This is a genomic window from Nocardia sp. 149-1B (genome assembly GCF_057747975.1).
Genome location: NZ_CM173233.1, coordinates 377943 through 392915, shown reverse-complemented (window position 1 = coordinate 392915; position 14973 = coordinate 377943). Strand labels below are relative to the sequence as shown.

14 protein-coding genes and 1 tRNA gene are annotated in these 14973 nt (G+C 71.6%); 3 read left to right on the top strand and 12 right to left on the bottom strand.

All coding sequences use genetic code 11. The features are described 5' to 3' along the window. Nucleotides 1-88: 88 nt before the first annotated feature. On the bottom strand, nt 89-952 hold the full coding sequence (locus tag AC3ANS_RS01840) for an NUDIX hydrolase (protein WP_488294469.1): 864 nt from the start codon (nt 950-952) through the stop codon (nt 89-91). A 42-nt stretch (nt 953-994) separates the two neighbouring features. Between AC3ANS_RS01840 and AC3ANS_RS01835 the strand changes: the two genes are divergently transcribed. Then, nucleotides 995-2056: a hypothetical protein gene (locus AC3ANS_RS01835; RefSeq protein WP_488294468.1), complete on the top strand. Its 1062-nt coding sequence runs from the start codon at nt 995-997 to the stop codon at nt 2054-2056. 4 nt (nt 2057-2060) lie between these two features. On the opposite strand, the gene AC3ANS_RS01830 is transcribed toward AC3ANS_RS01835, so the two are convergent. The 11 genes from AC3ANS_RS01830 to AC3ANS_RS01780 all read right to left on the bottom strand — a co-directional run bounded on the left by AC3ANS_RS01830 (nt 2061) and on the right by AC3ANS_RS01780 (nt 13691). Next, nucleotides 2061-2357 (bottom strand): metal-sensitive transcriptional regulator, encoded by a 297-nt coding sequence (locus tag AC3ANS_RS01830; RefSeq protein ID WP_488296579.1) that lies wholly within the window; start codon nt 2355-2357, stop codon nt 2061-2063. Between the two features lie 56 nt (nt 2358-2413). Next, the gene (locus tag AC3ANS_RS01825; protein ID WP_488294467.1) at nt 2414-2578 is read right to left on the bottom strand and encodes a hypothetical protein; all 165 of its coding nucleotides are present in this window, start codon (nt 2576-2578) and stop codon (nt 2414-2416) included. A gap of 201 nt (nt 2579-2779) precedes the next feature. After that, entirely contained in the window at nt 2780-2983 is a 204-nt protein-coding gene (gene cspE, locus AC3ANS_RS01820) for a transcription antiterminator/RNA stability regulator CspE (protein ID WP_028636594.1), read from the bottom strand. A gap of 473 nt (nt 2984-3456) precedes the next feature. Continuing rightward, on the bottom strand, nt 3457-5997 hold the full coding sequence (locus tag AC3ANS_RS01815) for an ATP-binding cassette domain-containing protein (RefSeq protein ID WP_488294466.1): 2541 nt from the start codon (nt 5995-5997) through the stop codon (nt 3457-3459). Next, nucleotides 5984-8227: an ATP-binding cassette domain-containing protein gene (locus AC3ANS_RS01810; RefSeq protein WP_488294465.1), complete on the bottom strand. Its 2244-nt coding sequence runs from the start codon at nt 8225-8227 to the stop codon at nt 5984-5986. The genes AC3ANS_RS01815 and AC3ANS_RS01810 overlap by 14 nt, the downstream gene beginning before the upstream one ends. Before the next feature lies 1 nt (nt 8228). Continuing rightward, on the bottom strand, nt 8229-9041 hold the full coding sequence (locus AC3ANS_RS01805) for a biotin/lipoyl-containing protein (RefSeq protein ID WP_488294464.1): 813 nt from the start codon (nt 9039-9041) through the stop codon (nt 8229-8231). Further along, on the bottom strand, nt 9038-9907 hold the full coding sequence (locus AC3ANS_RS01800) for a sulfotransferase domain-containing protein (RefSeq protein WP_488294463.1): 870 nt from the start codon (nt 9905-9907) through the stop codon (nt 9038-9040). The genes AC3ANS_RS01805 and AC3ANS_RS01800 overlap by 4 nt, the downstream gene beginning before the upstream one ends. Then, on the bottom strand, nt 9904-10704 hold the full coding sequence (locus AC3ANS_RS01795; RefSeq protein WP_488294462.1) for a hypothetical protein: 801 nt from the start codon (nt 10702-10704) through the stop codon (nt 9904-9906). The genes AC3ANS_RS01800 and AC3ANS_RS01795 overlap by 4 nt, the downstream gene beginning before the upstream one ends. Then, on the bottom strand, nt 10701-12122 hold the full coding sequence (locus AC3ANS_RS01790) for a TfuA-like protein (RefSeq protein ID WP_488294461.1): 1422 nt from the start codon (nt 12120-12122) through the stop codon (nt 10701-10703). Before AC3ANS_RS01790 ends, AC3ANS_RS01795 begins: the two co-directional genes overlap by 4 nt. Beyond that, on the bottom strand, nt 12119-13399 hold the full coding sequence (locus AC3ANS_RS01785) for a YcaO-like family protein (protein ID WP_488294460.1): 1281 nt from the start codon (nt 13397-13399) through the stop codon (nt 12119-12121). Before AC3ANS_RS01785 ends, AC3ANS_RS01790 begins: the two co-directional genes overlap by 4 nt. A gap of 52 nt (nt 13400-13451) precedes the next feature. After that, nucleotides 13452-13691, bottom strand: a complete 240-nt coding sequence (locus AC3ANS_RS01780; protein ID WP_488294459.1) for a hypothetical protein — start codon at nt 13689-13691, stop codon at nt 13452-13454. A gap of 285 nt (nt 13692-13976) precedes the next feature. Here AC3ANS_RS01780 and AC3ANS_RS01775 point away from each other — a divergent pair. Then, nucleotides 13977-14049 (top strand) — tRNA-Lys (locus AC3ANS_RS01775). Nucleotides 14050-14309: 260 nt separating this feature from the next. Next, complete coding sequence (locus tag AC3ANS_RS01770; protein WP_488294458.1) at nt 14310-14960, top strand: hypothetical protein; 651 nt, start codon at nt 14310-14312, stop codon at nt 14958-14960. The last annotated feature ends 13 nt before the right edge of the window (nt 14961-14973 follow it).

Sequence of the window (14973 nt, the reverse complement as noted above, 5' to 3'; positions counted from 1 at the left end):
ACGAACGGTGAACTCGGATCGGCCACTCGGGGACCGACAATCGCTCACGAGACGGACATCACGTGAACAAGCCCGGAGGGCCTTGACCTCAGTGGATCTCGTGCACTTCGGTGGCGACGACTCTGCCCTTGCGCAGGTGCGCGACGAGCATCGCGCCCGGGGCCAGTCCGGGGTCGGGCACGCCGAGCATGTCGAAGACCGCCGGCAGCACCGGCCGGTGGGTGCACAGCACCGCCCCCTCCACGGCCGCGGCGAGCAGGTCGTCGACGACCCGGACCACCGACGACGCGGTCGCGTCCTCCTCGGTGAGGCCGTCCTCGAGCTCGAGCTTCCAGCCCGTGGTGTCGGCGTACGGGCCGACGGTCTCGACGCACCGGGCGCTGCTGGAGCTGACGATCCGGGTGACGTCGTACGCCGCCAGCACCGGCACCAGCCGCTGCGCCTGGTGCCGGCCCACCTGCACCAGGGGGCGCAGCCGGTCGTCCTGGCGCCAGGCCTTGCGCGATCGCGCCAACCCGTGGCGCAGCACGACCAGGGGATGCGTCTTGCGACGCAGCGGGCAGGCCTCGCGCAGCGTGACGCGGTCGTGGTCGTAGCTGAGCCGTTCGAGCGCGGCGTCGTAGTCGAACCAGCGGACCTGGTCGATCTCGGCGTTGGGGCGGTAGCCGCTCACGTCGTCGTCACCGACCACCCGGCCGGCCCAGTAGAAGACCGACTTCATCCGGCCGCCCGCGACTGGGTAGCGCTGACCGCCCAGTGGCGGCCCGAGCCGCACGTGCAGCCCGGTCTCCTCCTCGACCTCGCGAACCGCGGCGGAGGCCGCGTGCTCGCCCGGGTCGAGCTTGCCCTTGGGGAACGACCAGTCGTCGTAGCGCGGCCGGTGCACGAGCAGCACCCGCCGGCCCGGACGGAAGACCACGACACCGGCGGCGAGCACGTCCTTCGCGGGCATGCCGCTAGTGTCACACCACCCCGAGCCGAACAGGAGACCCCGGTGCGCAGACGCCTCACGATCGCGGCGCTGGTCACATTGGTCGTGGCCGTGGTCGCCGTGGCGGCGGGGATCGGGATCCGCTCCTGGCGAGACGCCCACCGCACCGACCTGGAGCTGGCAGCGTCGTACGCGCCCGCCGACGCGCAGCGGCTCTCGTGGACCGACTGGGCCGGCGTACGCCGCGCGGTCGGGGCCCAGCTGGACGCCTCGTCCTCGGGCGAGCAGGTGCAGGCGTTCCTCGACAAGGGCTACGACTTGGACCTCACGTCCACCTCAGCGCTGGTGCAGTCGGCCCCCGTGCTGCAGACCCGGTTCGGGTTCTCCCCGGCGACCGCACAGTGGGAGCTGTTCAGCCAGTCCGACACCGGTGCGGTGGTGATCATCCGGATGCCCGACGACACCGACTTCGGGGACATCGGGGACGAGCTCGAGCGCGCCGGCTTCACCCGGCCCGAGGACGACCGCGGGGTCTGGCTGGGCGGTGACCAGGTGCTCCCGACCGTCGGCGCCGACCTGACCCCGGAGCTCCAGTACGTCGCCCTGGACCCCGGTCGGCACCTGGTGCTGACCAGCGACACGTCCGACTACCTCCAGCACACGGTCGACCACCTCGGTGACGGCGACCTGCCCCAGGGCGTCGACGACGTGGTGTCGGCCTCGGGCGACCCACTGTCCGCGGCGGTGTACGACGGTCCGTACACGTGCTCGGCGCTCGCCATGAGCCAGGCGGACGCCTCGGAGTCAGCGGAGGGCGACCAGCTGGTCCAGGAGGCCGGCGGGGTGGACCCGCTCACCGGCTTCGCGATGTCGGTGCAGCCCGGCGGACACGTGCTGGTGGCCATGGCGTTCGAGAACGACGACCAGGCGCGACGCAACGCCGACAGCCGCGCCACCCTGGCCAGCGGCCCCGCCCCCGGCCAGGGCGGCGACTTCACGGACCGGTTCTCTCTCGGCTCGGCCACCGCCGAGGGCCGCGTCGTACGGCTCGACCTCGACCCCGAGCCCGACACCTACGTGCTCTCGGACCTCTCGACGGGGCCCGTGCTGTTCGCGACCTGCTGAGCGCTCACGAGCGGACGAGCCGCGAGACCGCGTCGAGGACCTCGGTGATCTTCTCCTGGGCCGCGGCGTCGTCCTCGGAGCGCGCGGCGTCGAGCACGCAGTGGTTCATGTGCTCCTCCAGCAGGCCCAGCGAGACGGCCTGGAGCGCCTTCGTCATCGCGGCGACCTGGGTGAGGATGTCGATGCAGTACTTCTCGTCCTCGACCATCCGCTGCAGACCCCGCGCCTGACCCTCGATCCGGCGCAGCCGCTTGAGGTAGTCGTCCTTGCGGTGGATGTAGCCGTGCTGGTGCCCTGCCATGACCTCTGCCATGGGCACAGGATACCCGGAGGGGGTATCTCGGGTCTCGGATCCGCTCAGGCTTCCTGGCGCGGCTCCGGCACGACGCCCAGGATCTGATCGATCTCGTCGGGCGAGAGGTGATCATCGGACTCGCTGGCCGCGATGATCAGGTTGGTGGTGAGCTCGACCTCTCCGAGGAGGTCGGAGTCCTCGAGGGTCACGTCGAACTGGTCGTGCACCTCATCACTCCTCATACGCATGCGGGGGCTCCCCTCCTCACGGCAAGCGTGCCCGACCGGGGCCAACCCCAAACACGACCGGAGAAATCTGACCCGACCGGGCCATGTGACATGGCCCGCAATGGGGAGGAGGCCCCACCCGGACGGGTAGGGCCTCCTCAAAGACTCCTCAGGCCGAGGCCCGAGATCGCCTCAGGTGTTTCAGATGGCGCGAACGTTCTCCGCCTGCGGGCCCTTGGGACCCTGCGTGACGTCGAACTCGACCTTCTGGTTCTCGTCCAGGGACTTGTAACCCTGCGACTGGATCGCCGAGTAGTGCACGAAGACGTCGTCGCCGCCGTCCTCCTGTGCAATGAAGCCGAAGCCCTTCTCCGCGTTGAACCACTTAACAGTGCCCTGAGCCATGTGCTCGATACTCCTTAGTCGGGGCGAGAACCGTCACTTCGACGGTCCGCACCAGATGCGGTGACACCGTCGCTCCGACTTACGTGAGTGGCAGGCCCACGGAAGAAGAAACGCCGTTGGATCACAAACTCCGCGGGCGTCAGACCTGCTGGAACTTGCACCTGTTGCACTGCACAGGCTACCAATTCTGCGGCCCACGCCAACTCCCTGGAGCCGGAAATCTCATCCGATGCGGTGAAGGTTCTGCTACGCACGCGTGACAGGCGGGGAACATCGCGCCCCTGGGGCTGCCTCAGGGGGCAGCGCGGAGGCCTCCGGGACGGCCGCGGGCAGCGAGACCACGAACCGAGCACCGCCGCGCGGGGACTCGTAGCGGACCTCGCCGTCGTGCGCCTCGACCAGCGTGCGCACGATCCACAGCCCGACAAGACGACCGCACCGAGGGCGGGGTGAGGTGAGGTGAGCGACCGTCCTCACACCAGCTGACGCTTGGCGAGCGCGGCGAAAGCGCCGTCGATGGCCATCAGCTCCGCGAAGCTTCCCTGCTCGACGACGGCACCCTTGACCAGGACGATGATCCGGTCCGCTTGGCGGATCGTGGAGAGCCGGTGAGCGATCACGATGCGAGTAGCGCCGAGGGCGTCCAAGGCCTCGGTGACCCGGGCCTGGCTCTCGTTGTCGAGGGCGCTCGTGGCCTCGTCGAGGACGAGGACGGCCGGCGCGCGCACCAGGGCACGCGCCAGCAGGATCCGCTGAGCCTGGCCTCCGGAGACGTTGCCGGGGTCGACCATCGTCATCATGCCCATCGGCAGGGCCCGGATCTCGTCGGCCAACGCCGCGGCCTCAGCCGCGGCCCACGCCTCCTCCTCGCCGAGCGGAGCGCCGCCGAGGATGTTGGCCTGCATGGTGCCGCGCATGATCTTGCCGTCCTGCAGGACGACGCCGAACTGGGCGCGCACCGCGTCGAGATCCAGGTGGGCGAGGTCACGGCCGTCGATCAGGACCTGCCCCTCCTCGGGCTCGTCGAAGCCGAGGATCAGGCGGGTGATCGACGACTTCCCCGATCCGGACGGCCCGACCAGCGCCACCATCTCGCCGGCGGCGACCCGGATGTCGACGTCGCGCAGGACGAGGGGGTTGTCGGCGCCGTAGCGGAAGGACACGTGGCGCAGGTCGATGTCGCCCCTGATCGTGCCGGGCTCGTCCTGGTGGGTGGCGCCCTCCGGGAGCTCGTCGAGCAGTGGCTGCACCATCTCCAGCGTCGGACCGACGGTGGCGATCGAGGACACGATCGACGACAGGCCGGACACCGCGGCGAACGCGATCGAGTAGGCGCTGACGAAGGCGACGTACGTCGCGGTGCTGATGTCGGGGGCGCTGCCGGACCACGTCGCGCCGATGACGAGGAAGAACAGCGCGGGGCCGAGCGCGACGAAGAACGAGAACATCGTGCTGAGGTAGCCCGTGACGGCGGTCTGCCGGGCGGTGGCGACGACCTGCTCACGCACGAAGTCGATGTACTGACCGGTGAAGCGGTCCTCGGCGCCGGCGATCCGGACCTTCCCGACTCCCGTGAGCAGCTCCACCAGCCAGCTGTTGGAGCGGCGTTGGGCCACGAGCGTCTCGCGCGCCATGCGGGACAACGCGCGGGCAGCGAGCAGGATGCTGACCAGCGACAGGGCCAGCATCCCGAGCGCCACGAAGCCCAGGGTCGGGCTGTAGTGGAACATCAGGTAGAGGTGGACGAGGGTGAAGACGCCCGCGAGCAACGTCGAGATCACCTGGCCGCTGATGATCTGCTGCACCTGGTCGACCGCCAGCACCCGGACGGCGAGGTCGCCCGAGCTGTAGCGGCGGAAGAACCGCGGCGGGAGGGACAGCACGCGGTCCCAGAACGACGCCTGCACCCGCTGGGTGGCCCGGAACGAGATCTGGGTGACCGCGAAGCCCTGGACCATCGTGAACGCGCCGACCATGAGAGCAGCGAGCACGAGGGCGACACCGACCGCGACCAGCAGCGACCCACGGCCCTGAGGGATGATCCAGCTCAGCACCGGCTTCGTGAGCAGCGGTGTGGCCATCCCCAGCAGGGCGACCACGAGGCTGCACCCGAGAGCGACGATCCAGTTCCGCCGGCTGCCACGCATCGCGATCCGGAAGACGTCGCGCCACGTGCCGCGGCCGCCCGAGGGCAGCGGTGCATAGAACTCGTGACCGACGGGGTCGACCATGGCCCGGACGTCGGGCGTGAGCGGCACCGGCCGCGGGGAGCCGGCGTACGAGACCGTATAGCGCCGACCGTCGTGGAGCAGGGCCACCGGCACGGGTGCGGCGCCCTCCCGACTCAGGAACGCGAGGTAGCTGGAGGTGCCCTCGGTGTCCCAGCCGCCGGAGAGGTCGACGGCGCGGTGCCGTACGCCGGAGGCACGGGCCAGCTCGGTCACCGGATCGAACCGCTCGGCGTCGAGCCGCGCCCGGGGCGGCTGGACGACGGCGAAGCCCTCCCGGTCGCCGATCACGGCGAGCACGGCGGCCAGCTCCCCCAGACCGCGGGGAGAGCGTGCGCTGCCCGGCGCCCTGATGTCGGTCGCGATGCGGTCGTAGGCCTCGGTGAGGGCCTGCAGGTCGCGCTGCTCGCTCAGCGCGGAGCGGGAGGTGCGGGCGGCGGTCTGGGCGTCGCGGTGCGCCACGAGCACCGCACCGAGGTCGCCGGCAAGCGTGTCGTCTGCCGCGCGGGGCACGAGGTCGGCGACCGCCGGGACGTGCGTGCAGGCCGCCTGCAGGAAGGCCGCCACACCGGCGGCCGGGGCACGGTCCGACGCCGCCATGGCACAGTCGCCGCGCCCGACGACGAGCAGCTCGACGCCCTCGGCACCGACGACCACCCCGCCCGCCTCCACGGTCGCCAGGGGCAGCCGCGCGTCGGCGTCGGTGACGACGAAGACGTCGGCGACACCCTGCTCGACCCGGACCCGCTCTCCCGCGGCCACCCGGGTCACCTCACGTACCGACATTGCCGCCCTCCCCTGCGTCGCGGACCAGGGCGGCGTACTCCCCGCCGGCGTCGACCAGCTCGGCGTGCGTGCCGCGTTCGACCACCCTGCCGCCACGACCGAGCACGACGATCTCGTCGGCGTCGCGGATCGTGCTCAGCCGGTGGGCGACGATCAGGCAGGAGACACCACGTGCGCGGAGGGCGTCGTCCAGCAGCTTCTCGGTGGTCGGGTCGAGTGCGCTCGTCGCCTCATCGAGGATGACGACCCGCGGGTCGACAGCGAGGGCCCGTGCGATCTCCATGCGCTGGCGCTGCCCTCCACTGAAGTTGCGACCGGCCTCGGCGACGAAGGCGTCGAGGCCGCCGGGGCGGGCGAGCACGTCGTCGAGCAGCTGGGCGTCGGCGAGCGCACTGCGGACCCGGTCGTCGGGGACGGTGTCGTCCCACAGCGTGACGTTCTGCCGGACGGTGCCCTCGAACAGCACGATGGCCTGGTCCACCTTCGACAGGGTGCGCTCGAGGGGCCCTCCGGTCACCTCGCTGAGAGGGTGGCCGTCATAGAGGACCTCACCACTCCACGGCCGCAGCAGCCCGGCCGCGAGGTTGGCGATCGTGGTCTTGCCCGCCCCGGAGCCGCCCACCAGCGCCACGCGTCGGCCCGGCGCCAGGTCGAGACTGAAGTCCTCGATGAAGGCCGGCTGCATGACGCTGTAGCCGAAGCTGACGTGGTCGAAGGTCAGCCGGCCGGCGAGGTCGTCGGGCCGGCCCTGCGTGCCCGGCGCTCGGTAGCGGTCGTCGGCGGCGTTGGCGAGCACGTCGTCGAGGGACTGCAGCGACGCCGAGACGACCTGGAGCTGGGACGACGCGCCCATCAGCGTCTGCACGGGGCCGTTGAAGCCGCCGGCCAGCGACTGCACGGCGAGGAGCGCACCGACGGTGAGGTGGCCGTGGAGGATCAGGTAGCCGCCGACGACGATGATGCCCGCGCCGCTCAGCGAGAAGAGGAAGGCCGGGATGGCGCTCAGCATCGACGACGACGTGATCATGGCGTTCTGCGCCGACAGATAGCGCGCCTGCTGTCCGGCGAGCGTGCGGAAGACGTCGGCCTCCATGCCGGTGGCCTTGATCGTCTCGATGCTCTGGATGGCGGAGACCGTGGTGCCGCGGAGCTTGCCCTGCTCGCGCAGGACGCGTTGCTGGGACACCTGTCGCAACCGGATCACCGCCCGGAGGGCGACGACGTTGAGCAGCGACAGCCCGATCACGACGAGGGCGAGGAGCCAGGAGTAGTAGAAGAGCAGGACGGCGTACGCGACGAGCCCGATCAACGCTATCCCCGCCGCAGCGAACTGGGCGGCCAGCAGCTGGGCGACCACGATGTTGTAGCCGATGCGCTGGGTCAGGTCGCCGGTGGTGCGCTGGAGGTAGAACTCGACCGGGAGGCGCAGCAACCGTTCGAGGAAGCCCGCGCTGCCGACCAGCGAGAACTTCGACTGCAGGCGGACGATGACGCGGTACTGCAGGAACACCAGGGTGGCGCGGACGGCGCCGACGACCAGGAGCGCGACCACGAGGTCGACCACGAGGTCGTGACGAGAGCCCGAGAGGACGTCGTCGACGAACAGCTGGCTGATCGGTGCGGACAGGACGCCGAGGACCATCGCGAGCAGTCCGGCGAGCACGGCGTAGACCAGGCCGGCCCGGGTGTTGCGCAGCCGCTCCCAGACGCTGGCGCCGGTGCGGAAGGCGTGGCCGCCCTTCTCGAAGGTGTCCAGCGTCCGGAAGGTGATCGCGACCCCGGAGTAGCCGGCGGAGAAGTCGGCGGCCGGCAGGGCGTAGCGGCCGCGCGCCGGGTCGTTGACGTAGTAGCGCCCCTTGTGGATGCCCTCGAGCACCATGAAGTGCGAGCGCCGCCACCAGATGATGGCGGGGAACGACTCGAGCTCGGACAGCTTCTCGGCCTCGAGGCGGTGACCGAGACCTTGCACGCCGTACGTCGTGCCGGCGGCCACGATGTCGAGGGCCGACGCGCCGTCGCGAGAGACCCCGCACGCCTTCCGCAGCTCGTCGAGCGGCACCCATCTGCCGCGTTCGGCGAGGATCATCGCGAGGCTGGCCGCACCGCACTCGACCGCCGCCATCTGCAGCACGGTCGGCACCGGGCGCCGCCGGGCCGGTCGCGTCGGGACACCCGGCGGCTGGGCTGACGGGGCCGGCAGCGGGGGCGGCGGCGCGACGTCGGTCGTCACGTCAGTGCCGTCCGCCGAACAGCAGGCCCATCGGGTGCGGGTTGGCGTAGACCACGGTCGCGGAGGCGACCTGGCCGCTGGTGAGATGTGCGGGATGCCCGTCGGTCTGCGGGTCGATGGTGGCCTCGATCCGGTACGGCGACCCGTCGGCGGCGTCCGCGAGCTGCTGGGCGAGCCCGCTGTCACCCACCTCGGCGACCACTCCCTCCAGGGACGAGGGCACCTCGGCGACCGACGTGACCCGCGCGCGCAATGTCCGCGAGAGGCCGGTCGTGATGTCGGGGACGTCGATCAGGAGCGTGCCGCCCTCGAAGAAGTACTCATCGGCGCGCTGTGCGGAGACGAAGGTGACGAGGTGGACGGCGTCGGCCGCGGACGTCTCCGAGGCCAACGTGGCGATCGTGTCCAGTGGCGCGACACCCTGGCCGGGCTGCACCAGGATGTCGCGCACGATCGCGTCCGCGCGCGCCGTCACGTGGACCACCCGGTCGTCGACCGTCTGGATCGCGGCGATCTCGTCGCCCGCCGCCACATGCTGCCCGGGCTCGACCGACAGCAGCTCGACCGAGCCGGCCGCACCGGCGATCACCTCGCCCGCCCCGGGGTCGTAGATCACCGCGGGCACGCTGAACTGCTGGGGGATCCGCGCCGTGAGTGACCACACGAGTGCCACGACGAGGGCGACGACGACGGACCCGAGCGCGAGCCAGGCGCGCAGCGGCGTCACGCCGACGACCTGGTCGAGCGCCTCGGGGTCGCGGGCGACGCCGACGAACCGGGTCTCGGCCGTCGGGGGCTTGGTGGGCGGGGTCATGCGCCTCCTCCTCTCGGGTAGCCGAGACGCTCCATGACCGTCCCGTGGGTCCGTTCGATCGCATCCGCGAGGCCGGCATCGAGCTCGCGACGCCAGCCCTCGCCCTCGCCCCGCCGGAAGAAGGGCCGGTCGGCCCGGGGCGCCTCGATGAAGCCGTTGACGATCTCCTGGGCTGCGAGCGCCCCGAACGACGAGGCCTCCGCGGCCGCCTCGAGTCGTGGGCCATCGACAGGGACCCCTGCCGCCACCAGGACCCCGCGCAGGCCCGAGACCGGGTCGGCGAGGAGGTCCTCGTAGCGGACCACGACCACCGGCAGCTCGCGCTGGTCGAGCCACGACTCGACGTGCTCGGACCACGTGCCGAGGACGTACCCGGACTCCCCGGTCAGCCAGGGCGAGCCGAAGTAGCTCGGAGGCGGGGGCCTCCGCATGATCTCGACCGCCTCCTCGTGGCTGACGTTGAGGTGGTGGGCCCAGGAGACCGCCACGGCGCGCGGGTCGCGGACGACGTACGCGACGACACGGGTGTGATCGGGCAGGAAGCGCGGGACTCCGTCACCCGCCGGGCCGTAGGCGTCGTGCACCTTGCGGTACTGCAGCGAGCCGTCCGTGCTGCTGCTCAGCTGGGTGGTCAGTCGCCGGAGGGGCTCGACGTCTCGGGGCGGCAGACCGCTGACACCGAGGCCCAGGAGGTCGAAGAGCATGGCGTGGGCGCCGGGCTGGTCACCTCCGTCGAGCTTGTTGATGTCGACGTGGCCACCGGAGCTGTAGGCGGTGAGCAGCGCGCGGAGCCAGGTGTTGCCCGACTTCGGGTACGACGCGCACCACACCGTCGTCCCGGCGGCGACCCGGGCGGCCGCGGTCAACGGGCACCGACCAGGTCGAGGGCCCCGAGGACCGCATCGGCGAGCTCCGCGGGCGACGACGCACGCACCGGCAGCAACAGCGTAGTGACCGGGACCGCTCGGGCCAGGTCGGTCACCGAGCCCCTGGACCGATCCGGGTCCGCCAGGTCCGGGACGGCGGTGGTCAGCAGTCGCGCTGGGACGATGTCCTCGTGGGCACCGATCACGGACGTCTCACGAAGGTTCATCCGGGCCACCAGGACCACCACGGAGGCCACCGGGGTCTCGAGGGTCGTGTGCGGTACGTCGGCGAGGACGCGGGGCGTGCCCGTGCCCGCCGGTCGCACCTGGAGCTGACTGCCCGGGGAGACCGCCGCAGCGTCGAGCTCGATGGCGGGCCGACCGCAGACCGCGAGGTAGCCATCGGGGGCCGACCGGATGCCGGTCACCCCGTCGGACACCAGCTCCCCACCGGCGCGCACGAGGCCGAGCGCGGCGAAGGACGCACCGTTGCGCGGTCGGGCAGCGAGCACCACGGCCCGGTCGTCGAGCCGGACGCAGGCTCCGCCGAAGGCCAGCAGGCCGGCCTGCCGGTACTGCTGACCCCGGACCCAGGTGGCGAGCTCGGCGTGGAGGGCCGCACCGGCCTCCACGGAGGTCGCCTCGACGACCACCCGGTCACCGGCCACGCCGACCCGGCCGCGACCGGGCAGCTCGATCGTCACCATCCCTCCCACGACCGACAACCCGGCGACGGCACCGGAGGGCAGGCTGGTCGGCGCGACCTCCCGCAGCTCGTACGACGCCATCTCGGTCACCCGCCCCGGGTGTTCATCTGGCGCGGGGTGTGGCCGGGGACCTGGTCGCCCTCCGCCGGGGCCTCCGCCAGCGGGAACGCGAAGAGCTCGTGGAGCGCCACCACGCTGACCATCAGCTGGTCGTAGAGGTGCGCCCGGTCGCCGAGCGCACGATCCTCGATGTAGGCGTCGATGTCGTCGGGGATCTGCCAGCCGGTCAGCGCGGACTGGATCCCCATCAGCTGGCCCATCGGGAGGGGCAGCTCGTTGGCCGGGCTCCGGCGCGCGAGCGCGTCGAAGAGGCCGGCCTGCCGGCGTACCTCCTCGTAGCGGCCGCTGAGCCGGAGCTCGTTGAGGAACGGTCGCGTGGCGATGGCGTGCTTGGCCTGGGCGATGAGCCAGCGCTCGAGGCGCAGGATGAGCGCCTCGCCCGCGACGAGCTCGTCGAGGTCGGTCGTCGACATGTCGAGCTGCTCGAGCCGCTCCTCGATGCGGTCCGGCTCGCAGCGGAGCCGGGCCAGCACCTGCTGCCGCGCGGCGACACGGTCCTCGGGGTCGGGCTCCACTCCCACGTGGGCGGCGAACCGCAGCAGGACGCCGCGTTGCAGCGAGCGCCGCCAGGTCTCCTCGAACTCGGAGTCGTTGAGCGCACAGTGGAAGCGGATCCGCTCGAACGTGATGTGGTGGCCGTCGTCGCCGCCGACAGAGACGTCTCGGTCGAGGGTGCTCAGATAGGCGCTCGAGACGGTCATCGCCGGCCGCTCGGCCGGGGCGACGAGCTCCTCGGGGAGGGCCGCGAGCACCGCGATGGCCTCGAGGGCGTCGGCGCGCTTGACGTTGATCCCGCCGGCCCGCAGGAGCGCCTCGAGCCCGGCGAGAGCCTCGGCGTCGAGGGTGCCCAGGCGCCGGGCGTCGGAGAGGACGCCGGGCAGGCTGCGCTCGGGGAACCAGCGCTGCTTCTGCAGCCGCACTAGGACGTCGGCGTCGGGCCGCGCCAGGATGCCGGCGGCGACGGCGTGGTCGAGGGTGGCGCGGATGTTGACCATCGCCTCGCTGAGCGCGCGGTAGCCGTCGTCGGCATCGGTGTGGCTGAGCGCCACCTCGTCGTCGTCGGTGATCGAGCCTTCGGCGAAGCCTCGGAACACCTGGCCGACCCCGATCATCCCGAAGGGCTGCATCTCGGCGGCCCGGATGGCGCCCATGCTGCTGGCGCCGACCAGACGGATGCCCTGCGAGAGCAGGTGGAGGATCTCCTTGTGGAACACCGACATGTTCTGCATGAACGTCCCGTCGATCAGGGCGATCGCGCTCGGTCGGTGGCGGCGTGCCGCGGAGATCAGGTCGCCCATGCCGGCCGGCGGCAGGACCAGCAGGCCCGGATCGACGGCGCGGGCGTCGTCGGCGGCCAGCGACGGTCCGACGAAGGCCAGGCGGGTCATCGCACGCCGGCCAGGTGCGCGCGGGCCCGCGGGCCCGGGGTGTAGTAGGCGAACTTGTAGCCCTCGAGTCCCGGCACCAGGACGCGCACCACCTGGACCGGCTCGTCGTCGCCGGTGTAGCGGTGCACGAGGACCCGCTCGAACCCCGCCCGGCGCAGGCACTCCACGGCCGTCTCGACGTCACCGAGGATCGATCCGGTCGACCGGTCGATGTCACGCCGCGGCTGCAGCGGCCCGGCGGGTGGGCCCGCCTGCCGCCGGGCGATCCGCAGACCGGCCCGTCGCTGCATCTCGAAGATGTCGTCGCGGGCGCCGGCGACGACCACGCATCGGCCTTGGGCCGCCTCCGTGATGGCGCGGACCAGTGCGACGTCGGGGTCGAGCGCGGTGCCGTACCCGACGAAGCTCCCGACTCCACTCCCGGCCGGGTCCTCGAGCGAGGCCCGGTAGGTCGCGATGCCGACATCGGCACTCGCGCTGTCGAACACGGTCAGCTGGAGGCCGGCCCGGTCGACGAGCTCGACCAGCGGTGCCCACGGCGCCCCGGCAGCGGGGCCGAGCTCGACCGGTCGTGCGGTGCCGGTCAGGTAGCCCAAGGTGATCCCGTCGCGCTCGATGAGCTCCATCAGGGCGGAGAGCACGGCCTCGAGGAAGTCGGTGCCGCTCGCCAGGCCGTTGGAGGAGCTGAGCACCCCGCTGATGAGGGACGGCTCGTGCGCGAACGGCAGGTAGGCCGTCTCCGCCGGCGCCCACACCTCTTCGCCGGCGACCAGGTCCCAGTACCTCATCCACCGCAGGGGCAGGCTCGCCGAAAGGATGTTGTCCCGCATCAGCGGCACGGCGTCGAAGGCGACGTACGCCTCCCCGGCGGCCGCGAGCTCCGACTGCGGCGCGGTCCGGACCGGCGGGGCGGCCTCCTCCCAGAAGGTCTGCTCGATCGCCTCCATCACCGCGCTCAGGGTCGACCCGAGCTCGGTGAGCCCCTTGCCGCTGCCGCTGGAGAGGGTGCGGCCCGACGGCTTCATCGCCATGTGGACGGGGATGCCGATGCGGTCGAGGTGGGTCAGGTGCGCCACGCGCGTGATGCCGTAGTCGCCCAGGTGAGGCTCGATGAGCCGCCAGGTGTCCTCGGCGCTTCGGAGCCGGGGCGCCTCGCCCGGAAGCTGTCGAAGCTCGGCACCGAGCAGGTCGGCGGCGCGATCGGCGTCGAGGACGCCACTCAGGTCGACCCGCGCGGGGGGGACGCCGGCAACCGCCAGCGTGGAGGTCCCAGTCATGGGGTGGGTTGAATGGTTGCGCGGCCGGCGATCGGGCCGACCGCGCAACTCTTCAGACGGCGAACGCCGCGGCGACCTTGATGCTGGTGGTCACGTACGTCGTCGTGTTGCCGGCGCCGGCGACGTCGGCCAGGGACTGCGAGTTCGCGATCTCCTCGGCCGTCGGCGTCGGCAGGCCTGCGTCCTGCATGATCTGCTTGCGCTCCTCGTTGGAGCCGGCGTTCATCACCCGGTCGCGCAGCTCCGTGTCCTGGTTCAGGCGCTGCACGATCGTCTTGAAGTTGTCTGACATCCGAGCCTCCTTTGTGATCACCGTCACGGTGTGAACCCGGTTCTAGCAGTGCAGAGGTCCAGACAACCCGAAAACGAGAAGTGGACTAGTCCATGGTTGGCCCCGGGCGCGGGCGTGCGCGCGGGCCCGCGCGCGAAGCTGCCGGCGCAGCTCCCGGCCGGCCGGCGCAGCGAGGCGCGCGCCGCCAGGCGGTCCCTTCCGCGGCACTAGGATCTCCTCGGAACGGCGTGCATCCCGGGTGATCGATGACTTCACTCCCGGGTGAACCACGGGCGCCGGGACGCTGGGCCTCTAGCTCAACTGGCAGAGCAGTGGACTTTTAATCCACGGGTTGTGGGTTCGAGCCCCACGGGGCCTACCGAGCGAGACCGGTCTAAGCCAGTCGCACGGTTTCCGGCGAACCCGGTGCGCTCGCACGCGGGGAGCCCTAGCCTCTCGGACTGTTGAACCGTCGGTGACCCGAGACGCCGGCGGTTCACTCAATTTTCCCGGCTGGTCCCGCGCTCGCGAGGCTGCGGCGGCCGTGGGTGGACCAGACCAGTGCCACGCATCTGCGTAACGCAGGATTGGCGGAGGCGTTCTCGGGGTATGGGGAGCGCGATTCCGGAGGAGAAGCACGTGTCCTCCCTCGATCTGCTGGAGGGCTGGCTCTCCGCCGACGGTCGCGAGCCCGGGCTCGCGGTGATCGAGGACCTCGCTCGCGCGGCTCTTCCGGCTCTCATCGAATCGTCCCGGCAGTCGGATCCTGCCGTGATCTCGCAGTCTCCGGAGGACTGCGGGGACTCGGACGCACGGGGGCCGGTGGGCGCGGCTCAGGTCGCGCCCGCCACCCCGGCACTCGACCTGAGCATCCCCGTCCGCAGCCGGGCAGTGACCGGCTTCGTGATGTTCGTGGCGTCGGTGTTCGCGCTGATCCAGGTCGCCGTCGCGTACGCCGACCCCGGAGCGCTCACGCTGGGCGTCGCGATCGCCCTCGTCCTGGTCACCCTCGGCACCTGGCGGAGGTGGTTGCGGCAGTCCCCCGCCTGCGTGCAGCTCAGCGGCAGCCGGCTGGAGATCCTCCGCGACGGCGGGCGCCACGTGTTCGACCTCGCCGACCCGCGCGCGCGGGTCGAGGTCGTCGGGCTGCCGGGCGAGCGCTCCTGGCAGGTGCAGTTCCACCGGCGCGGCCTGGCGCCGTACGTCCTCGATGCCTCGACGGTGGACGCCGAGGAGCTGATGAGGGCACTCCACACCCACTGCGCCGAGGTGCACTACCGGCGTCGGTGAACTGCAACCTGTT